The organism is Sphingomonas oligoaromativorans (assembly GCF_011762195.1).
GTDB classification, from domain to species: domain Bacteria; phylum Pseudomonadota; class Alphaproteobacteria; order Sphingomonadales; family Sphingomonadaceae; genus Solisphingomonas; species Solisphingomonas oligoaromativorans.
Genome location: NZ_JAASQK010000012.1, coordinates 23694 through 45075 on the forward strand (window position 1 = coordinate 23694; position 21382 = coordinate 45075).

Consider the following 21382-nt stretch of genomic DNA (forward strand, 5'->3'; position numbering starts at 1 on the left):
GGCTCAGGCCGGGGGGGGGGCGGCCGGGTGAAAACCGGCCGCCGCTTCCCTTTCAGTCCGTCTTGCGGCCCCATTCGCGGTTCAGGCCGAGCGCCGCCAGCGTGCAGATCGCGCCCGACAGAAGATAGGCGCCCACCGAGATCAGCCCGAACGTGCTGGCGAGCAGCAGCGCGGCCAGCGGCGCGAAGCCGGCCCCGATGAACCAGGCGGCGGTGGCCGTCGTCCCCGCGCCGGTATAGCGATGCTTGATCGAGAAGCTGCTGTTCACCGCGCCCGAAGCCTGGCCGAAGGACAGGCCGAGCAGAACGAACCCCAGCATCATATAGGCCCATTCGCCCGCCGTGCCGCGCCCGAGAAGCTGCGGGGCGAAGCCGCTGTACGCGCCGATCAGCACGGCCGAGCTGCCCAGCAGCGTGCGGCGCCCGACCCGGTCCGCGATCGCGCCGGACAGGGTGACCGCCAGCAGGCCGACCGCCGCGCCCACCATCTCGATCGCCAGGAAGCGGACCGGCTTCTCCCCGGACAGCACCACCCAGGACAGCGGGAACACCGTCACCAGATGGAAGAGCGCGAAGCTGGCGAGCGGCGCGAAGGCGCCGAGGATCACGGTATGCCCTTCCTCCCGGAACATCTCCGTGACGGAGGAGGGTTGCAGCTCGCGGCTCTCGAACAGCTCCTGGAACTCGGGCGTGGAGATCAGGCGGAGGCGGGCGAACAGCGCCACCACGTTGATGACGAAGGCGACGAAGAAGGGATAGCGCCAGCCCCAGTCGATGAAATCCGCCGGGCTGAGCGTGTTCAGCAGGAAGGTGAACACCGCCGCCGCCACGAACAGGCCGATCGGCGCCCCAAGCTGCGGGATCATCGCGAACCAGCCGCGCCGCCCGGCCGGCGCGGCGAGCGCGAGGAGCGAGGGCAGCCCGTCCCACGCCCCGCCCTGCGCGAAGCCCTGGCCGAGACGGAACAGCGCGAGCAGCACCGCGGCCATGCCGCCCACCTGGGCATGGCCCGGCAGGAAGGCCATCGCCGCCGTCGATCCGCCGAGCAGGAACATGGCGATGGTGAGCTTGACGCCGCGCCCGTGCCGCCGGTCCAGCCACATGAAGACGAGCGCGCCGAACGGCCGCGCGGCGAAGGAGAGGGCGAAGATCGCGAAGGAATAGAGCGTCCCGGTCAGCGCGCTGACATAGGGGAAGATCAGCGCCGGGAAGACGAGGACGGAGGCGATGGCATAGACGAAGAAATCGAAGAATTCCGTCGAGCGCCCGATGATGACGCCCACCGCGATGTCGCCTGGCCGGATCTGATGCTCGCGGGCGTTGATGAGCCGGGCGTCGCGCTCCAGCGGAGTCGAGTTCGCCGTGTCCAGCGTGCCTGCCGCCATCCCGTTCGCCTCCCTCGATTCATCGAAGAGCAGTCATGACTGTCACGGATACTTCGCCAACGACGGGGACGCAACGATCTCCCTTGCTGTTTGTTCATCCGGCGGTCCACTATAGCGGGGCTCTGATCGAGCGATCGAATCGGACAAGGGAGGGCTCGCGGGACGCATGCGGAGACAAGCACCCAACCTCATCGGCCACGGCCTGCGCCTCGGGCTGCTGGCCATGTCCGCATTGCTCGGCGGATGCAGCCGGGACGTCATGAATCCCGCCGGGGACATCGCCCTCCAGCAACGCAACCTGATCCTCTTCGCCACGCTCGTGATGCTGCTCATCATCGTGCCGGTGATGGTGCTGATCGTCCTCTTCGCCTGGCGATACAGGCGCGGCAATCCCAACAAGACCTACGATCCGGGCTTCGATCATTCGACCACGCTCGAACTGGTGATCTGGTCCTGCCCGCTGTTCATCATCATCGCGCTCAGCGCCGTCACCTGGACGAGCACGCATCTGCTCGATCCCTTCCGTCCGCTGGCGCGGATCGCGCCGGGCAAGCCGGTTCCGCCGGGCACCAAGCCGCTGGAGGTGGAGGTCGTCGGGCTCGACTGGAAATGGCTGTTCATCTACCCGGATCTCGGCATCGCGACGGTCAACGAACTGGCGCTGCCGACCAACGTGCCGGTCCATTTCTCGATCACCTCGACCGACCAGTTCAACGCCTTCTACGCGCCGACGCTGGCGGGCATGGTCTATGCCATGCCCAACATGCGCTCCGAGCTGAACGCGGTGCTCAACCGGCCGGTCGAGACCACGGGCTATTCGAGCAACTATACCGGCCGGGGCTTCTCGGACATGCAGTTCAGGCTGCGCGGGATGGCGCCGGCGGATTTCGATCGCTGGGTGGCCGGCGTGAAGGGATCGGGCGGGGGCCTTGCCACGCAGGCCTATATCGCGCTCGCCAAGCCGAGCGAGCGGGCGCCGGTGATGCACTTCGCCTCGGTGCAGCCGGGGTTGTTCGATCGGATCGTCAACGCCTGCGTCGAGCCCGGAACGCCCTGTCAGGCGGACGTCATGCACCGCGACATGCAGCGCGCGGGCGGCACGGCGCCCGGAAGCGCGGTGAAGCCCGCCGCCCCCGCCCAGCCCAAGCCCGGCGATCCGCATCACCGCGACATGACGCGGGCCGATCCCTCCCTCGCCCCCGGCGCGGTGCGCGCCGGTCACGCCTGATCTCGTGCCAGCGGAACAGTTATGACCGACACGCTCACCAAGACGATCTTCGGGCGGTTGACCTGGGACTCCCTCCCGATCCACGAGCCCATCCTGGTCGGCACCTTCATCGTCGTTGCCCTGGGAGGGCTGGCGGTTCTGGCGGCGATCACGCGCTATCGCCTCTGGGGCTATCTCTGGAAGGAATGGTTCACCAGCGTCGATCACAAGCGGATCGGCATCATGTATCTGGTGCTGGGCATCATCATGCTGCTGCGCGGCTTCTCGGATGCGCTGATGATGCGCGGGCAGCAGGCGGTCGCGTTCGGCTCCGATCAGGGCTTCCTGCCGTCGCACCATTATGACCAGATCTTCACCGCGCACGGGACGATCATGATCTTCTTCGTGGCGATCCCGCTGGTGGTGGGCATCGTCAATTTCGTCATGCCGTTGCAGATCGGCGCGCGCGACGTCGCCTTCCCGTTCCTCAACAATCTGAGCTTCTGGCTGACGGTGGCGGGCGCGGTGCTGGTGATGCTGTCGCTGTTCGTCGGCGAGTTCGCGCGCACCGGCTGGCTCGGCTATGCGCCGCTCTCCGAGCTGGCTTACAGCCCGGATACGGGCGTCGATTATTATCTATGGTCGTTGCAGATCGCCGGCGTCGGCACCACGCTGTCGGCGATCAACATGGTCGCCACCATCATCAAGATGCGCGCGCCGGGCATGACGATGATGAAGATGCCGGTGTTCTGCTGGACGGCGCTCTGCTCCAACGCGCTGGCGGTCGCCATCTTCCCCGCGCTCACCGCGGCCTTCTTCCTGCTGATCCTCGATCGCTACGCCGGCACCCATTTCTTCACCAACCAGCTCGGCGGCGCGCCGATGATGTACTGGAACATGGTGTGGATCTGGGGCCACCCGGAGGTCTACGTCCTCGTCCTGCCCGCGTTCGGCATCTTCTCCGAGATCACCTCGACCTTCACGGGCAAGCGCCTGTTCGGCTATTCCTCGATGGTCTACGCGACGGTGGTCATCACCATCCTGTCCTATCTGGTCTGGCTGCACCATTTCTTCACCATGGGCGCCGGGCCGAGCGTGAACAGCTTCTTCGGCATCGCCACCATGGTGATCTCGATCCCCACGGGCGCGAAGATCTTCAACTGGCTGTTCACCATGTACCGGGGCGACATCCGCTTCGAGCTGCCGATGATGTGGGTGGTGGCCTTCATGCTCACCTTCGTGATCGGCGGCATGACCGGCGTGCTGCTCGCCATCCCGCCGGCCGACTTCGTGCTGCACAACTCGCTGTTCCTCGTCGCGCATTTCCACAACGTCATCATCGGCGGCGTGGTGTTCGGCCTGTTCGCGGGGATGGTCTACTGGTTCCCCAAGGCGTTCGGCTTCAAGCTCGATCCCTTCTGGGGCCATGTCGCCTTCTGGGGCTGGACGGTCGGCTTCTGGATCGCCTGGGCGCCGATCTACATCGTCGGCCTGATGGGCACGACGCGGCGCGTCCATCATTTCGACGACCTGTCGCTCCAGCCCTATTTCATCGTCGCGGCGATCGGCGCGGTGGTGATCCTGATCGGCATCCTCGGCTTCGTGATGAGCATCATCATGGGCTTCGTGAAGCGCGACCAGCTCCGCGACACGACGGGCGATCCGTGGGAGGGGCGCACGCTCGAATGGTCGACCACGTCGCCGCCGCCGGCCTATAATTTCGCGCTGACGCCGGTCATCCACAATCTCGATGCGTGGTACGACATGAAGACGCACGGCTATCAGCGGCCGGCGGAGGGCTTCCGCCCGATCCACATGCCGCGCAACACCGGCGCGGGCGTGATCCTGTCGGGGCTCGCCTTCACGCTCGGCTTCGGCATGATCTGGTACATGTGGTGGCTGGCGGCGCTCAGCTTCGTGGGCCTGTTCGTGGTCGCCATCGGCCACACGTTCAACTTCAACCGGGACTATTTCATCCCCGCGGACGAGGTGACCCGGACGGAGAGCCAGCGACCGCAACCGCTGGAGGCGAGGGCCTGACATGACCGATCGCGCTTTGGAACCCGGCGAGAACGGCGCCATCACCTGGCATCAGGTGGAGGAGGAGCATCACGATCATGGCGGCGGCGCCACGATCCTGGGCTTCTGGATCTACCTGATGAGCGACGCGCTCATCTTCACCTCGCTGTTCGCGATGTTCGGCGTAGTGAGCGGCAACTATGCCGGCGGGCCGACCTCGCGCGAGGTCTTCGAGCTGCCGCTGGTCGCGCTCAACACCGGCTTCCTGCTCGCCTCCTCGATCACCTTCGGGCAGGCGATCCCCCATATCGAGGCGGGGCGCGTCGGCCCGACGCGCTTCTGGCTGGCGGTGACGGGTCTGCTCGGCGCGGCGTTCATCGCGGTCGAGCTTTCGGAGTTCGCCGGCCTCGTCGCTGAAGGCGCCGGCCCGCAGCGCAGCGCCTTCCTCTCGGCCTTCTTCACGCTCGTCGGCACGCATGGCGCGCACGTCACCTGCGGCCTGATCTGGCTCGTCACCATGCTGGTGCAGATCGGCCAGCGCGGGCTGACGACGGACACCAAGCGGCGGCTGATGTGCCTGTCGATGTTCTGGCACTTCCTCGACATCATCTGGATCGGCGTGTTCACCTTCGTCTATCTCTATGGAGTGATCCGTTGAGCACTTCCCCCACCGAAACCCATCACGCCCATGGCGACACGCATGGGCATGGCAGCCCGCGCGGTTACCGGATCGGGGCGGGGCTCGCGATCCTGCTGACGATCCTGCCCTTCTGGCTGGTGATGGCGCGGCCGCTGTCCAGCCCGGGGTTGACCGCCGCGCTCATCTTCGCGCTTGCCCTCCTCCAGATCGTTGTCCATGTGACCTGCTTCCTGCATCTGGACACCCGATCCGAGGGCGGATGGACGCTGCTGTCCTTCCTGTTCACGACGGTGATCGTGGTGCTCACCATCGGGGGCTCGGTGTGGGTCATGTTCCATCTCAACGCCAACATGATGCCGATGCCGAACGGCCCGATGCACTGATCGTTCGGGAAGAGAATATGGACGACGACGCTCCTCCCAGCCGGGGCAAGCGCTTTTTCCTGGCCGGCTTCGCGATGCTCTGCGTCGCGCTGTTCGGGGCGTTGTGCATCTGGCAGATCGAGCGGCGCGCGTGGAAGCTGGCGCTGATCGACGCGGTCGACAAGCGCGTCCATGCCGTCGCGACGCCGGCTCCGGGGCCGGCGGACTGGCCGGGCGTCACCGCGGCGCGCGACCAGTATCGGCATGTGGCGATCGAGGGGCGGCTGCTCAACGACCGGGAGACGCTGGTGCAGGCGCTCACCGAGCAGGGGCTCGGCTATTGGGTGCTGACGCCGTTGCAGACGCCGGCGGGATACACCGTCCTCATCAACCGGGGCTATGTGCCCGAGAAGCTGGCCGATCCCCGATCGCGCGCCAGCGGCGAGCCTGCCGGCCCGGTGCGGATCACCGGGCTGCTCCGCATCACGGAGCCCAAGGGACGCATCTTCGAGCCGAACGAGCCGGCGCAGGGGCGCTGGTTCTCGCGCGATGTCGGCGCGATCGCGAAGGCGCGGGGGCTCGGCGCCACGGCGCCCTATTTCATCGATGCGGATGCGACGCCGAACCCCGGCGGATGGCCGCTGGGCGGGCTGACGGTGATCTCCTTCCCCAACAACCACCTCGTCTATGCGATCACCTGGTTCTGCCTGGCGCTGCTCTCGGCCTATGGCGCGGTGCTGTTCTGGCGGGAGAAGCCGTAGCGGTTTCACCCGCGCTCGGGGCGGGGTGCTGCCCCGGCCCGGCGCATCGCCGGGGCCAAGCGGTCAAGCCGCTGGCGAACCCCCGCTGAGGGGCGCCGTCAGGCCGCCGGGCAATATTGGTCGAGGAAATCCTGATGGCGGGGCAGGTTCGCCACCGCCCGCGCGATATTGCCCTTGAGGCTGGTGAGCGCCTCGCGCAGCTCCTCGGGCGGCAGCAGGCGGCCCATCTGGTGGTGCCCCTTCGGCCGCACGCGCTGGCCGAGCATCACCTGAAGCCAGCTATCGACGCGGAACAGATCGTCCGCATCCTGCACGAGATGCCCGTCCTCGCGGAACAGCGCGACGCGTTCGGCCAGCGTCTCGGGCACATCCATGGTGCGGCAATAGTTCCAGAAGGGCGAGTCATCGCGCTCGGTCTGGTGGTAATGCAGGATCACGAAGTCGCGCACCCGCTCCAGCTCGGCGCGGGACTGCTGGTTGTAGCGGCGGACCAGCGCCGGGTTCATCCCGTTGAACGGGAAATTCTGCACCAGATGCGTCGCGCCCAGCATGATGAGGTGGATGCTGGTCGATTCCAGCGGCTCGACGAAGCCCGAGGCGAGGCCGAGCGCGATGCAGTTCTTCTCCCACACCGTGTTGCGCGCGCCGGCGCGATAGCGGATCAGGCGCGGCTCGGCGATCGGCTCGCCATCCAGATTGGCGAGGAAGCGGGCGCGCGCCTCCTCGTCCGACATATGCTCGCTGCAATAGACGAAGCCGTTGCCCATCCGGTGCTGGAGCGGGATGCGCCATTGCCAGCCGGCCTCGTGCGCGCTCGCCAGCGTATAGGGGGAGGCGGGCTTGGTGGAGGGCGTCTGCGCCGCGATGGCGCTGTCGGTCGGCAGCCAGTGGCGCCAGTCCTCGAAGCCGGCCTTCAGCGTCTGCTCGATCAGCAGGCCGCGGAAGCCGGTGCAGTCGATGAACAGATCGCCTTCAAGCACCCGGCCGTCGCTGAGCAGCAGGCTCTCGATATAGCCCGTCTCGCTGTTCTGGCGGACCTCGGCGATCCGGCCCTCGACGCGCTTGGCCCCGTGCGCCTCGCTGAAGGCGCGCAGGAAACCGGCGTAGAGCCCGGCGTCGAGATGATAGGCGTAGTTGATGTTGGCCTTGTCGGAGGTGGCGAAACGCTCCTGCTTGATCGCCTGAAGCTCGAAGCAATAATCGCCGATGTCGCCGCCGAAGCCCTGCGCCGCCGCCTGCATCCACAGATGCTGGAAGCCGCCCATCCACGTCGAATGGCCGACCTGCCCGAAGGAGTGGATGTAACGATCGCCGATGCCGCCCCAGTTCTCGAAGGTGACGCCGAGCTTGAAGCTCGCCTTGGCGGCGCGCATGAAGCCGCGCTCGTCGAGGCCGAGCAGGCGGTGGAAGGTGCGCGCCGTGGGGATGGTGGATTCGCCCACGCCGACGGTGCCGATCTCGTCGGATTCGACCAGCGTGATGTCGAGGAGCGGCCCCAGATGGCGGGAGAGGGCCGCCGCCGCGATCCAGCCGGCGGTTCCGCCCCCTGCAATCACCACTCGCTTCACGGTCTGCGTGCTCACAATAGGCTCCGGGTTCAGGGTTATCGGTTGAGGCGGTTGAGGAGGAGGGCGCGCAGCCGCCGCGCCTTCATCTCGTCCATCGGGCCGAGCGGGCCTCGGGCGTGTTCGGGGAGATGCTCGGCGGCATGGCCGGCGGGGCCGAAGATGTAATAGTCGAACAGCTCGCGCCACGCCCGCTTCTCGCTCATCGGCCGGTCGCGGAGGCTGAGCAGGCCGTGGAGCAGCGTGTTCTGCGGCGTGTCCATGAAACGCGGCGCGCCGGTCCACCAATAGTTTATCATCGCGTTGAAGCCGTCGAGCGCATCGACCTGATGCCACCAGAGCGCGGGGTAGAAGAGCACGTCGCCCGGCTCCATCTCGACGACCCGCGCGGCGGCGAGGGCCTGCGCGAAGCGGGGGTAGCGCGCGAGGTCCGGCGCGTGGAGGTCGACCATGCTGACCACCTGCCCGCCGGGCGTGGGCTCCAGCGGGCCGGGATAGAGATTGTGGACCTGTTCGGGCGGGAACAGCGTGAACCGCCGCCGGCCGACCATGCAGCAGGCGATGTTGTTCGACATGTCGTAATGGGTGGCCGCCGTGGTGCGGTTGCCGATCCAGATGCTGACCAGCGGCGGGCTCACCCCGAAGGCCGTATCGTCGAGCGGAAGGCCGTTCTCGCCGCGAAGGCCGGGCAGATAGCCGTCCAGATCGGTCGAGCCGACATAGAAGGCGGGCGCCTGCGGGTCGTCCAGATGCTCCCGGATGCGATCGAGGAAGCCATCCAGCGCGACGCTCTCGGCCCGGAAATTCATGGCCGTCACATCGTCGTTGTAGAAGAAGCGCCCCTTGATCGCGGGGTCGCCCGTATAGCCCGCGACCGGCCGCCCCCGATAGAAGCGCTTGAGATAGGCCATCGCCGCATCCGGCCCCTCGCGTCCGGCGCGGACCAGCGGCCAGTCGCCGGCGAGGCCCTTGAACAGCACCGGCTGCTGGCCCTCCAGCAGCCGGGCGAGGTCGGGTTCGGCCCGGCTCGTCACGGTCTCGACGGGGGGCGCGGCATCCAGCATGGGATCAGGCCAGTTCCGGGGCCTTCGCCGCCTGCGCGGCCTCGCGCTTGCGGTTCTTCATGTCGATCAGCCGGCTGATATTGCCCCTCGACTGGACGACGTTGAACGCCGCCCGCAGGAAGCCCGCGCGATGCAGCTTCTCCAGCGCCGCGCCGTCGAGCTGCTGGAGCTTCTCGGCGCTGACCGTGTGATAATCGGTGAGGTCGTAGCGCGTCGTCTCGTCGAGCGAGATTTGCAGGCGCACCGGCTCGATCAGCTCATGCTCGGCGAAGGCGTCGTACATCGCCTGGCCAACCTCCAGCCCGTCATGGATGACGCGCAGGATGCGGATCTCATGATCGAGATAGGGGGCATTGCCACCCTGGGCCAGGAACAGCGGCTGGCTGCCTTCCTTCTCGCCGCGATGGATGCGCGGATGGTCGAGATCGACATGGATCATCGGCTCGCGGCGGCCGTCGCGCTCCTGAAAGCCGATTAGGAAGGGACCACGCTGGTGGATCGCGGGGACGTAGCGGCCGGTCCAGCCATTCTGTTCGAGATAGAGATTCTCGTCGCGATCGAGGCCGAGCAGCACCACCGCCTGCGTGCGGCCATCTTCCGTCTGCTGAAGCAGGATGGGATATTCCCGCTGCGCATCCTCAAATTCGGTCGGCAGGATCAGCGTCTGGTTGACGGCGTCGCCGAACGCGGCGGAATGGCCGAGCATGACCCGGAGGTCATGATGCTCGACATTGTTCAGAAGCACTATGTTCGTCATGCGAAAATCCCGAGAGCTTTTGTCGCTGGCCCGTTGGCGACGGCGCTTTCCGCAGGGGCAAGCCGCCATCCCGATCGGGCGGGACCGCATCAGCATGGAACCAACACAGGTTCCGTTCAACCCGGTACGAAAGAGGCCGCCACCCGCAGGCAGCGGCCTCCCTTCGTCCGTATGTCCGTTCAGGCTTTAGAACTTGTAGCGCGCCCCGAAGAGGAAGCGGCGCTGCAATTCCTGCGCGAACCACACATTGCTCACCGAGCGGCCATAGGTACGCAGGCTCTCGTTGGTGAGGTTGATGGCTTCGATCGACACGCCGATACGCGGCGTGATGTCGTAGCTGATGTTCGCATCGAGCTGACCGTAAGCCTTGGTGTTGACCGGGTTACGATAGCTGTCGCGGTTCAGCGACGACAGGAACTTGTCACGCCAGTTGTACGACAGGCGGGCGGAGATGCCGTTCTTGTCGTAGATCAGCGTGGCGTTGGCGGAGTTGCTGAGGCCGGTCAGCGCGAACTGATCGACGTTCGGATCGCCGCCATTGTCGAAGCCCACGTCGCCATGGACGTAGGTGAAGCTCGCCGCGACGCCAATGCCCGTATTCCCGAAGAAATGCTGGCCCTGAAGTTCGAAGCCCCAGATCTGCGCATCCCGGTTGTTGATCGGCTTGGAGATGGAGAACTGGTAATCCGGGTCGTCCGCATTGCCGTTGAGATCAACCGCTGTCAGGACTTGGCTGACAAAGTCCTGATCGACGGTGTGCGTCGCCGGGTTGTAGTGCGCACCGAACTCGGTTGCCGCCGCGGCCGCGCCATCCCGCTGGATGAGGGCCGTGTAGGTGAACAGGTTCACGTCGGTGATGTCGGCGCCCAGAGCCTGGAGCGCCGCCTTCGCTGCACCCGAACGCGTGCCCGGAGCCCCCGAAGTGGGATCCTTCAGGCCGAACAGCGGTCCGGTCGTCTCGCCCGTGCCCAGGAAGTTATGCACGCGCTTGTCGAAGAAGCCGACCGAGATGTAGCTGTCGCGCTTGTAATACCACTCGAACGACACGTCGAAGTTGTCCGAGATCAGCGGCGCCAGGTTGGTGTTGCCGGTGGTCGCGGTCGGAACGCCGCCGATCGCCGTCGGACGCGGCGGGCCGGACACGGCGGTCGACGCGAACAGGCTGTCGTAGTTCGGACGCGCGATCGTGCGGCTCGCCGAGAAGCGGGCGATCAGGTTCGGCTTCAGGTTGAGCGAGAAGTCGAACGCCGGCAGCAGATTGTCGTAATGGCCCGTGTTGCGCAGCACCGTCGGCGTATTTGAGACGCTCACCGTGAAGTCGTTGTCCGATACCCAGGTGATGGCGGTCGGCACGGCCTCGAGCGAGGTCGCCTGCTCCTCGGTGTGCTCGTAACGGGCACCCGCGACGAGGTTGGCATCCATGCCGGCGAGCTGGCCCTTCCAGGTGACCTGCCCGTAAGCGGCCCAGATCTTCTCGCGGACAGTGTTGTTCTCGTTGTTGGTGACAGTGATCTGGTGGGGCTGTGCGGCGTTCGGATTTGCGGCGAGCGCCGCGGCATCCTGCGCCAGATAACCACCGGACAGATCGTTGTAGAGCGTGAGCGGGTCACCACGGAAGGTGATCAGGTTCGCGCCCGACGCGCGCGGGTCATAAGAGTTGAACTTGCAGAGCAGGCAGAAGTCATGAAGCGTGCCGGGCGACATCGCCTCGACGTCGCCAGGGTGATCGACCGACCAGTTGCCGAGAGTCTGCTGCGTGGCGAGCAGGCGCTCGTTAGTCTTGGTGTCGCGATACAGGCCGCCGAAGTCGAAGCGGCTGCCACCGCCCAGATCCCAGCCACCGTCGGCGCGGATTTCCTTGACAGTCTGACGCTGGCTGGTCGTGAAGGTACGGCCGATCGACGAGCCGACATCGCCCACGTCGAGCACACCGTTGCCATTGCCCGTCTTGCCCGGAACATTGTCGACGACGGTGATGTCCTGCACGGGGATGCCGCCGCTGTAATCAACCGAGTGCGCAGCGATCACGTTGGCGCCGAGGCCGACGAGGGTCGAGCTGGTGCCGTTCTTGTTGTCCGGCAGAACCGAGGACTTGCCGTAATGGCCGTCGACCGAGAAGGTGAAGCGATCGGTCACGTCCCACTTCGCGTTCAGGCCGTAATCCTGAAGCGTGTTCTTCTGGGCGCGGGCCTGCTGCTCGAAGTCCTCGTCCTTCACGCCCGCGATGGTTTCATGCAGGTAGGTGGTGGTCGCGACGGTCGGGTTGTTGTCGAAGGTGACTTCGTCGAACGGACGGTTGAACCAGTTCGATTCGTCCGAACGGATTTCCTTCTGCTTGGTCTGGACGTAGAGGGCGTCGGCCGTCAGCGTCAGCGTGTCGACCGGCTTCCACTGCACGACGCCGCGCGTGTTGAAGCGCTCATACTTGTCGTCGGAGAAGTGGTAGCGGCTGTCGTTCGGGACCGAGACCAGTTCGTTCGGGTTCGACGGCAGATTGTTGATCTTGGTCTGCGCGTTCACGAAGCCGTTGGCCGGATCGAGGAAATCCGAAAGAGTACGGATGTTCCAGTCGTTCGACGTGGCGGCGACGGTCGAGAAATGGCGCTGCGAATAGTTGCCGAACAGCGAGACGCCGAAGGTCTGATCCGGGTTGCTCCAGTTCAGAACGCCGGTGAGGTCGGGCGTGACCTTCGATCCGCAATGGACGCAGTCGTCGGCGCTGGTGTCCCAATCGGCCTTGGCGCCGATCGAGCCGTTGAAGCCCGGATCCTTGGAATCGAGAGGCGAGCGGGTGACGACGTTGATCGTAGCACCGATGCCGCCCGAGGGAACCGCCGCGCGGCCGGTCTTGTAGACTTCGAGCGTCTTCACGCCTTCGGTCGCGATGTTCGAGAAGTCGAACGAGCGGGTGACGCCGCGCGAGCCGTCGCCGCTTTCGTCGCCGCCGACCGTCTGGTCGTAGGAGGACGCCAGCGTGCGGCCGTTCAGGGTCACGAGGTTGTAGCTCGGGCCGAAGCCGCGAACCGTGACCTGCGCGCCTTCGCCGTTGACGCGATCGATCGACACGCCGGGAATGCGCTGGAGCGATTCCGCGAGGTTCGTATCCGGGAACTTGCCGATATCCTCGGCCGAAATCGCGTCGACGATGCCGAGCGTGTTGCGCTTGATCGCGATCGAGCGTTCCAGCGAGGCGCGGATGCCGGTGACGACGATCTCGCTGCCGACGCCCGCGGAGGCGGCGTCACTTTGCGGACCGGCGGCTGTTTGCGGTGCGGCGAGCGTGGATGCCGCGGTGTCCGACGGCCCGGTGGCCGTCTGCGCCATCGCCACGCCCGGTATCGCAAGACCGGTGGCGACAGCAATCGTCGATGCCGAACGCGCAAGCGTCGGCAAGAGCCCGAAGCCCTTCATGAAACCCCCTCCATCTGGCGCCGGTCCCTGAAACCGGCCACATCTTTTTCACTCGGGCAATCTTACGCCGCCCGATGGTAGGGCTACCATCCAGACACCAATTGTCAATGCTGTCATCCGCTAAAATCCTAGGATGTGCATCTGTGCAACAGCATCATGACTTGGCCCGTTTCGACCTGTTCTTCATTTGTCAGATCAATACTCGGAAAGCCGCATCGAGCCGTGCTTCCCGCGTGTGTCGACCACGCGAATGACGATGCCGGACGAGGCGCGCGCTGCAACATTCCGACATGCGCCAACCGGCTTACCCCGAATGATCGGGCAGCAGCAGTTCCTCTCCGCCACGCCGGATCGCGGCCGAGATGGCCTCGGTCATGAAGGAAAGAATCGGTGGTAAAATCAATTTTACGCGCACGATTCGGTCTTCGATGTCGATCGTGGCGTTCGCGGATTGCCCGAGCGCGACGAGGTGAAGGGTCATGCGGTCCCGGTCCGGCCAGTCCGTCGTCATCCGGGCGACGCCTCCGGGGATGTGTTGGGGCAGCTCCCCGATCCGGTTCGCAAGCCGCCGGCGCACCTCTTCACGGCCGAGCGTGTGAGGGATTTCGATCGTCGGCGCGCTGGCCATGGCGCATCGCCTTTCCGGGATGATCGGTTCGCCGCTGAAACAGGTGGGGCGGGGCGGCGGTTCCGGGGCTCAGGCGGTCCGCCGGCCGGGGGGCTCGGCGGGAGGATCGTCCGACGTCCAGCGGGATTCCGCGAGGGCGGGCGGCGCGCGCGCGATCCAGCGCTCGGAGACGCGGACCCGATCGAACAGGTGATGCCCCTCCAGCAGCAGCGCGGTGCCGGCGCTGCCCGACGCGAAGGCCAGCAGGGACAGGAGATAGACGAGCGGCGGCTGCTGCGCGGGAACGGGCGCGCCGATCGCGACGAGGGCGCGGCCGAGGCCATAAGCGGCCCCCAGCAGGAGCAGGCCGAGCGGCCGCAGGGCGGGGCGCAGGATGCGCGCGGTCTTCCGGTCCATCATCGGCTCCCAGGGCCGGTCGCGGTCCGGCGGCGGGGCGCCGCCCCGCGCGGGGCAGGGGCGGCGCGGGGTTTCACGGCGCGGGGTGGCCCATCGCGTCGAGCGCCCGGTTCAAGGCCAGCACGTTCACATGGCGATCGCCGAGAAAGGCGATGGCCGGCGCGTCGATGCTGCGCCGGACGAGCTGGCGCACCGCGTCGACGCCGAGCCCGCGCGCCTTCGCCACGCGGTCGACCTGGAAGAAGGCCGCGTCCGGGCTGATGTCCGGGTCGAGGCCCGAGCCCGAGGCGGTCGCGAGGTCGGCCGGGATGGCGCGGCCGGGCGCTTCGGCCGAGAGCTTCGTCACGTCGCCCTTCACGCGATCGGCCAGCGGCTGGCTGGTCGGGCCGTAGTTGGAGCCCGACGAGGCCGTGCCGTCATAACCCTTGCCCGCCGCCGACGGGCGGGGGTGGAAGTAGCGGTCGGACGCGAAGGTCTGGCCGATCAGTTCGGAGCCGATCGCCTTCCCGGCCCTGTCCGTCACTAGGCTGCCATTGGCCTGATGGGGGAAGACGGCCTGCGCCACGCCGGTGATCGCCAGCGGATAGCCGATGCCGAGCAGCAGCGCGAAGCCGGCGGTCAGCGTCAGTGCCGGGCGCAATGAGGTGGTGAAATCCTTGGCCATGATGAAATCCTCAGGCAAGACCGAGGCCGCTCACGGCCAGGTCGATGAGCTTGATGCCGACGAACGGCGCGATGATGCCGCCCAGGCCGTAGATGGCGAGGTTGCGGCGGAGCAGCGGGCCGGCCCCGATCGGTCGGTATTTCACGCCCTTGAGCGCCAGCGGCACGAGCAGCGGGATGATGATCGCGTTGAAGATGATGGCCGAGAGGATCGCCGACTGCGGCGTCTTCAGCCCCATCACGTTCAGCACCGCGAGGCCCGGATAGATCGCGATGAACATCGCCGGGATGATCGCGAAATACTTCGCCACGTCGTTCGCCACCGAGAAGGTGGTGAGCGCGCCGCGCGTCATCAGGAGCTGCTTGCCCAGGCCCACGATCTCGATGAGCTTGGTGGGATCGCTGTCGAGGTCGACCATGTTGCCGGCCTCGCGCGCGGCCTGCGTGCCGGTGTTCATCGCCACGCCGACATCGGCCTGCGCGAGCGCGGGCGCGTCGTTGGTGCCGTCGCCGCACATCGCGACGAGCTTGCCGCCCTGCTGCTCCTGACGGATCAGCGCCAGCTTGTCCTCGGGCGTCGCCTGCGCGAGGAAATCGTCCACGCCCGCTTCGGCGGCGATGGCGGCGGCGGTGAGCGGGTTGTCGCCGGTAATCATCACCGTGCGGATGCCCATCTTGCGCAGTTCGCCGAAGCGCTCGCGGATGCCGGCCTTGACGATGTCCTTGAGATAGATCGCGCCCAGCAGCTTGCCGTCGCGCGCGACCGCCAGCGGGGTGCCGCCCGCGCGGGCGATCTCGTCGGTGGTGCGGCGCAGTTCCTGCTCGGCGCGTTCGTCGTGGCGGGCGAGGGTGGCGACGCCGCCATTGGCGTCCGCCGCCTCGCGGTGGAGCGCCTTGAGGATCGAATCCACCGCGCCCTTGGTGATGGTGGCGGCGCCGATCTTCACGCCCGAGATGCGCGTCTGGGCGGTGAAGGGGATCACCTCGGCATCGCCCGGCAGCGCCTTGGTGGCGACGCGGAACTTGTCGCGGGCGAGCGCCACGATCGAGCGGCCTTCCGGCGTCTCGTCGGCGAGGCTGGCGAGAAGGGCTGCCTCGGCCAGCTCCTCGGGCCGGACGCCGGCGAGCGGACGGAACTCGGTGGCCGCCCGATCGCCGATGGTGATGGTGCCGGTCTTGTCGAGCAGCAGCGTGTCGACGTCGCCCGCCGCCTCCACCGCGCGGCCGGACTTGGCGAGCACGTTGAAGCGCACGAGCCGATCCATGCCAGCGATGCCGATCGCGGAGAGAAGCGCCGCGATGGTCGTCGGGATCAACGTGATGAGCAGCGCCGCCAGGATCGCGACCGGCACGCCGCCGCCCGCATAGGCGGTGAAGCCCGGAATGGTGCCGACCGAGATCAGGAAGATGATGGTCAGGCCGACGAGCAGGATGGTGAGCGCGATCTCGTTCGGCGTCTTCTGGCGCTCGGCGCCTTCGACCAGCGCGATCATGCGATCCAGGAAGCCCTGTCCGGGGTTCACCGTGACGCGCACCCTGATCTCGTCCGAGATCACGCGCGTGCCGGCGGTGACGGCGGAACGGTCGCCGCCCGCCTCGCGGATCACCGGCGCGCTCTCGCCGGTGATGGCCGCTTCGTTCACCGAGGCGACGCCTTCGATCACTTCGCCGTCGGAGGGGATGAGGTCGTTGGTCTCGACGACGACGATGTCACCGACCCGCAGCGCGCTGGCGGGGACGGCTTCGACGCCGCTCCCCTTGACGCGCTTGGCGGTCAGCTCCGCCTTGGTGGCGCGGAGAGACGCCGCCTGCGCCTTGCCGCGCCCTTCGGCGAGGGCTTCTGCGAACGTGCCGAACAGCACCGTCAGCCACAGCCACGCGACGAGTTGCAGCTTGAAGCCGGTCGTCAGAGTGTCATGCCCGACGACGAGCAGGATGGTGAGCAACGCCGCCACGCAGGCGGTCACGAACATCACCGGGTTGCGGATCAGCTCCTTCGGGTTGAGCTTCAGGAAAGCGTCGCGACAAGCGGGCAGGATCAGGTCCGCCGTGAACAGCGATTTCTTTGCGGTGCGAGCCATGGGGCGTCGTCCTGTCAGAAGAGTTGGCCGCGGATCATCGCGAGATGATCGGCGATAGGCCCGAGCGCGAGGCTGGGCAGGAAGGTGAGGCCGCCGAGGATCAGCACGATGCCGACCAAGAGGCCGATCCAGAGCGGGCCGGTCGTCGGGAAGGAACCGGCGGTGGCGGGCGTGTATTTCTTCGCCGCGAGCGAGCCGGCCACCGCCAGCATCGGCACGATGATGAAGAAGCGGCCGAGCCACATCGCGACGCCCAGCATCCCGTCATAATAGGGCGTGGAGGCGGTGAGCCCGGCGAAGGCCGAGCCGTTGTTCGCGACGCCCGAGGTGAAGGCGTAGAGGATCTCCGAGAAGCCGTGCGGCCCCTTGTTGAGCGGCCCCGCGAGGCCGGCGGGCAGCACCGAGCTGATCGCGGTCATGCCGAGGATGACGAGCGGTAGCACGGCGATGGCGAGCACCGAGAGCTTCACCTCGCGGGCCTCGATCTTCTTGCCGACATATTCGGGCGTGCGGCCCACCATCAGGCCCGCCACGAACACCGCGAGGATGGCGAACAGCAGGAAGCCGTAGATGCCGGCGCCCACGCCGCCGATGACGACTTCGCCGAGCTGCATGTTGAACAGCGGGATCAGGCCGCCCAATGCGGTGAAGCTGTCATGCATCGCATCGACCGCGCCGCACGAGGCCGCCGTCGTCACCACCGCGAAGAGAGCGGAGGCCGCCGCGCCGAAGCGGACTTCCTTGCCCTCCATATTGGCCCCGGCGACGCCGAGATGGTGGAGCACCGGGTTGCCCGCCGCTTCCTGGCTGTAGCAGACGGCCACGCCCGCGATCAGCATCAGCATCATCGCCGAAAGGATCGCCCAGCCCTGCTTCGTGTTGCCGACGGCCCTGCCGAAGGTCCAGGTGAGCCCCGAACCGATGCAGAGGATCAGCAGCATCTGCGCGAAGTTGGTGAGCGCGGTCGGGTTCTCGAACGGATGCGCCGAGTTGGCGTTGAAGAAGCCGCCGCCGTTGGTGCCGAGCATCTTGATCGCTTCCTGCGTCGCGACCGGGCCGAGCGCGAGCGTCTGCTTCACGCCTTCGAGCGTGGTGATGTCGGCCGAGGCCGCCAGCGTCTGCGGCACGCCGCAGGCCACGAAGGCCAGCGCCACCACCACCGAGACCGGCAGCAGCAGATAGAGGGTGATGCGGGTGCAGTCGGCCCAGAAATTGCCGAGCCCGCTCGCCTCGCGCCGCGCGAAGCCGCGGAACAGCGCGAAGGCGAGCGCGATGCCCGTCGCCGCCGACAGGAAGTTGTGGATGGTAAGGCCGAGCATCTGCGAGAGGTTCGACAGCGTCGATTCACCGGCATAGCTCTGCCAGTTGGTGTTGGTCGTGAAGCTCACCGCCGTGTTGAAGGCGAGATGCTCCGGCATTCCGGCGAAATGGTTCTGGTCGAGCGGCAGGACATATTGCGCGCGCAGGATCAGATAGGTGAAGGCCATCAGCGCGGCGTTGAACACGATCATGTGGACCGCGTAGCGGCGCCAGCTCTGCTCTTCGTTCGGGTCGATCCCGGCGAGCCTGTAGAAGCCCGTCTCCACCGGCCCGAGGAGGGCGTGAAGCGGTGTGCGGCGGCCTTCGTAGAGCGCGTGCAGCCACAGGCCCATGGGCTTGGTGAGCGCGAGCAGCACGCCGAAGAAGGCGATGATGAGGGTCCATCCCTGCATGGTCATGGCGGAGCTCCGGTCAGAAGCGCTCGGGCCGCAGCAGGACTGCGACCAGATAGAAGAGAAGGCCGATCGCGGTGATCGCGGCGAGCCAGAGGTCGAGCGTCATGGGCTTGTCCTCAGATGGTGTCGCAGAGGCCGACATAAGCGAGCGTGATGCCCACCAGCCCCAGCATGAGTGCGATCCAGAGAAAGTCCTGCATGGGGATCTCCCGTCAGAAGGAGGCGCTCACCGACCCGACCAGCACGGTCTTGGCGGCGCGGTGGAAATCATCGGTGTCGAGGGCGAGGTCGAAGGGGCGGGTGTCGCGCTTCGACAGGTTGGTGCCGGTGACCGAGAGGTCGAAGGCGAGCGCCTTCCACCTGGCGGTCGCGCCCACCGTGTAATCGACATAGTCGCGGCCGGCATAATCGAGCCCGCCGCCGGTGTGGCCGACATGGCTGTGGAAGGAGACGGGCAGGGCCTTCAGCGCGAAGCCCAGCTCGCCATAGACGTACATGTTGGTGCGGGTGGCGGTGGCGAAATCGTCGAAATAGGCTTGGTGTGGCGCCCAGTTGACGCCCGCCTTGGCGGTCACCGGACCGAGCGTCCTGGCCAGCGAGCCATAGACCTCATAATAATTCTCGCTGATCCCGACGGCGTGCCTGCTGCCCGGATAGATATAGCCGTAGAGGCCGGCGTCGACGGTGACGCCGCTCTTGCCGATGGCGTGGGTGTAGCCGCCATAGATGTCGATCTCGGTGCCGCCGATGTTGACGGCGTCGTTGGCCGACGCGCTCGATCCCCACGCCGACAGATAGAAGCCGGACGCGTGCGCTACCGTTACGGACCCCTGGAAGACGGGCTTGTTGTCCGACTGGGAAATGCCGCGGAAGCGATATTGCGACCACAGGCCCGCCGAACCGGTGATGGTGAAGGGCGAGGCGGAAGCGGGCGCGTCGTCCGCCAGCGCGGGCGCCGCGGCGAAGGCCGAGGCGAACAGGCAGGCGGCAAGCGGCAACATTCGAAAGCTGGTCATCAATGTCCCCATATGCGCAGGCGGCGCCGGAGTGCCGGTCGCCATGCCCCACGCGAGGACGCCCCATTAGGCGTGCCCGCCGTTGGAATTCGAGAGCGCTCTGCGCCGTCCGCATAGGATTCCCATAAGCATCGCCGTCGATCGCAGACGCCCGGTTGACAGGCCGCGCCGGCTGGTTCAGGGGCGCCGCAGGACCGGCGCCGTCGGTCCATCCTCGGGAAGGATCCCATGTCTAGCGACAGTTCCAGTAGCGCCGCACGCCCGAGGAGGATCGTCCGCTAGCATTCGCTTGCCGTCGTCCGCCTCAGGTGTGCGGGCGGGTAGGTGAATGATGAACAAGCGAGTGAAAGCGGGCGGCTTCGCCCGGACGACGGCCGACGATCTGCGCCATGTGCGCGCTGCCGATCTGGCGGAAACCCTGAGCCATCTCGAACCGGAGGCCGCCGCCGGTGCGCTCGCGCGCATGACGGAGGCGCGCGCCGTCATCGTGCTCGACCGGCCGGAATTTCTCGGCGCGTCGGCCGCGATCGCCGAGATGCAGCCCGAGCGGGCGGTGCCTCTGGTCACCGCCATGTCCGCCGATCGCGCCGCCGACGTGCTGGGCGAGATGGACGCCGAACGGCGGGACGCGATCCTCGCGCTGCTCGATCGCGAGACGCGCGCCACGCTCGACGGCCTTCTGGCCTATCCGCCGGAAAGCGCGGGCGGCATGATGACGACCGAGTTCGTCTCCGTGCCGGTGACCGCGACGGTGGCCGGGGCGCTCGACCATATCCGCACCATCGAGCGCAGCCGCGAGACGATCTATTCGATTTACATCGTCGACCCGGAGACGGACGCGCTGGTCGGCACGGTGTCGCTCAGGCGGCTGGTGACGGCCGATCCCGCGCAGCCCGTGCTGGAGCTGACCCGCCAGCGCGATCCCGTCGTCGCCTCGCCCGAGATGGACCGCCGCGCCGTCGCCCGCCTCATCCGCCGGCACGATCTGCTGGCGGTGCCGGTGGTGGATGCGGAGAAGCGCGTGCTGGGCATCGTCACGGTGGACGACGTGCTGGACGCGATCGTCGACAAGCATACCGAGGAAGCGCAGCGCTTCGGCGGCGTCGAGGCGCTCGACCGGCCTTATCTGGACACCAGCTTCCTTGGCATGATCCGCAAGCGCGCGGGCTGGCTGTGCGCGCTGTTCCTGTCCGAGATGCTGACGGCGAGCGCCATGCAGCATTTCGAATCCGAACTGGCCAAGGCGATCACGCTGACGCTGTTCATCCCGCTCATCATGAGTTCGGGCGGCAACAGCGGCAGCCAGGCGACATCGCTCATCATCCGCGCGCTGGCGCTCGGGCAGGTGCGGCTGAAGGACTGGTGGCGCGTCGCGCTGCGCGAGCTGCCGGCGGGCCTGGTGCTGGGGGCGATCCTCGGCGCGGTGGGCATCGCGCGGATCAGCGCGTGGCAATATCTGGGCTTCTACGATTACGGCCCGCACTGGCCCCTGATCGCGGCGACGGTGGGCGCGGGGCTGGTCGGCATCGTGACGTTCGGGTCGCTGGCGGGATCGATGCTGCCCTTCCTGCTCCAGAGGCTGCGCTTCGATCCGGCCAGCGCGTCGGCGCCGTTCGTGGCCACGCTGGTCGATGTGACGGGGCTGGTGATCTACTTCTCGATCGCGCTGGTGATCCTGTCGGGGACGCTGCTCTAGCGCCCCCGATGTCGGGC

At 67.0% G+C, this 21382-nt stretch carries 18 protein-coding genes; 6 read left to right on the plus strand and 12 right to left on the minus strand.

Annotated features, from left to right (window positions below):
- Positions 1-52: 52 nt before the first annotated feature.
- Positions 53-1384 carry an MFS transporter gene (locus FHS98_RS17275; protein WP_167108173.1) on the minus strand — a complete coding sequence of 444 codons (1332 nt, stop codon included), beginning with the start codon at positions 1382-1384 and terminating at the stop codon, positions 53-55.
- Between the two features lie 166 nt (positions 1385-1550).
- Between FHS98_RS17275 and cyoA the strand changes: the two genes are divergently transcribed.
- The 5 genes from cyoA to FHS98_RS17300 are packed head-to-tail and all read left to right on the plus strand — an operon-like array spanning position 1551 to position 6373.
- On the plus strand, positions 1551-2612 hold the full coding sequence (cyoA, locus tag FHS98_RS17280) for a ubiquinol oxidase subunit II (RefSeq protein ID WP_167108176.1): 1062 nt from the start codon (positions 1551-1553) through the stop codon (positions 2610-2612).
- A gap of 21 nt (positions 2613-2633) precedes the next feature.
- Positions 2634-4631 carry a cytochrome o ubiquinol oxidase subunit I gene (gene cyoB / locus FHS98_RS17285; RefSeq protein ID WP_167108179.1) on the plus strand — a complete coding sequence of 666 codons (1998 nt, stop codon included), beginning with the start codon at positions 2634-2636 and terminating at the stop codon, positions 4629-4631.
- 1 nt (position 4632) lies between these two features.
- The gene (cyoC, locus tag FHS98_RS17290; protein WP_167108182.1) at positions 4633-5268 is read left to right on the plus strand and encodes a cytochrome o ubiquinol oxidase subunit III; all 636 of its coding nucleotides are present in this window, start codon (positions 4633-4635) and stop codon (positions 5266-5268) included.
- Positions 5265-5633, plus strand: a complete 369-nt coding sequence (gene cyoD / locus FHS98_RS17295; RefSeq protein ID WP_167108185.1) for a cytochrome o ubiquinol oxidase subunit IV — start codon at positions 5265-5267, stop codon at positions 5631-5633. The genes cyoC and cyoD overlap by 4 nt, the downstream gene beginning before the upstream one ends.
- Before the next feature lie 17 nt (positions 5634-5650).
- Positions 5651-6373: an SURF1 family protein gene (locus FHS98_RS17300; RefSeq protein WP_167108188.1), complete on the plus strand. Its 723-nt coding sequence runs from the start codon at positions 5651-5653 to the stop codon at positions 6371-6373.
- Positions 6374-6471: 98 nt separating this feature from the next.
- Here the strand turns inward: FHS98_RS17300 and FHS98_RS17305 are convergent, their stop codons facing one another.
- The 11 genes from FHS98_RS17305 to FHS98_RS17355 form a co-directional block, all read right to left on the minus strand.
- Positions 6472-7956, minus strand: coding sequence for a tryptophan 7-halogenase (locus FHS98_RS17305; RefSeq protein WP_167108191.1), 1485 nt, complete (start codon positions 7954-7956; stop codon positions 6472-6474).
- Between the two features lie 20 nt (positions 7957-7976).
- Positions 7977-9002 carry a cupin-like domain-containing protein gene (locus FHS98_RS17310; RefSeq protein ID WP_167108194.1) on the minus strand — a complete coding sequence of 342 codons (1026 nt, stop codon included), beginning with the start codon at positions 9000-9002 and terminating at the stop codon, positions 7977-7979.
- A gap of 4 nt (positions 9003-9006) precedes the next feature.
- A complete protein-coding gene (locus FHS98_RS17315; protein WP_167108197.1) occupies positions 9007-9759 on the minus strand; it encodes a SapC family protein in 753 nt (250 codons plus the stop codon).
- 186 nt (positions 9760-9945) lie between these two features.
- Entirely contained in the window at positions 9946-13170 is a 3225-nt protein-coding gene (locus tag FHS98_RS17320; protein WP_167108200.1) for a TonB-dependent receptor, read from the minus strand.
- A 304-nt stretch (positions 13171-13474) separates the two neighbouring features.
- A complete protein-coding gene (locus tag FHS98_RS17325; RefSeq protein ID WP_167108203.1) occupies positions 13475-13798 on the minus strand; it encodes a polyhydroxyalkanoic acid system family protein in 324 nt (107 codons plus the stop codon).
- 69 nt (positions 13799-13867) lie between these two features.
- Positions 13868-14194, minus strand: coding sequence for a hypothetical protein (locus FHS98_RS17330; RefSeq protein WP_208402352.1), 327 nt, complete (start codon positions 14192-14194; stop codon positions 13868-13870).
- A gap of 73 nt (positions 14195-14267) precedes the next feature.
- Positions 14268-14858: a potassium-transporting ATPase subunit KdpC gene (kdpC, locus tag FHS98_RS17335; RefSeq protein WP_167108210.1), complete on the minus strand. Its 591-nt coding sequence runs from the start codon at positions 14856-14858 to the stop codon at positions 14268-14270.
- Positions 14859-14868: 10 nt separating this feature from the next.
- Entirely contained in the window at positions 14869-16938 is a 2070-nt protein-coding gene (gene kdpB / locus FHS98_RS17340; protein ID WP_167108213.1) for a potassium-transporting ATPase subunit KdpB, read from the minus strand.
- Between the two features lie 14 nt (positions 16939-16952).
- On the minus strand, positions 16953-18656 hold the full coding sequence (gene kdpA / locus FHS98_RS17345; protein ID WP_167108216.1) for a potassium-transporting ATPase subunit KdpA: 1704 nt from the start codon (positions 18654-18656) through the stop codon (positions 16953-16955).
- Positions 18657-18669: 13 nt separating this feature from the next.
- Entirely contained in the window at positions 18670-18759 is a 90-nt protein-coding gene (gene kdpF, locus FHS98_RS17350) for a K(+)-transporting ATPase subunit F (RefSeq protein WP_019834363.1), read from the minus strand.
- Between the two features lie 106 nt (positions 18760-18865).
- Entirely contained in the window at positions 18866-19669 is an 804-nt protein-coding gene (locus tag FHS98_RS17355; protein ID WP_243848093.1) for a TorF family putative porin, read from the minus strand.
- Positions 19670-19997: 328 nt separating this feature from the next.
- On the opposite strand from FHS98_RS17355, the gene mgtE reads away from it, so the two are divergent.
- Positions 19998-21365, plus strand: a complete 1368-nt coding sequence (gene mgtE, locus FHS98_RS17360) for a magnesium transporter (protein ID WP_167108219.1) — start codon at positions 19998-20000, stop codon at positions 21363-21365.
- Positions 21366-21382 lie beyond the last annotated feature (17 nt).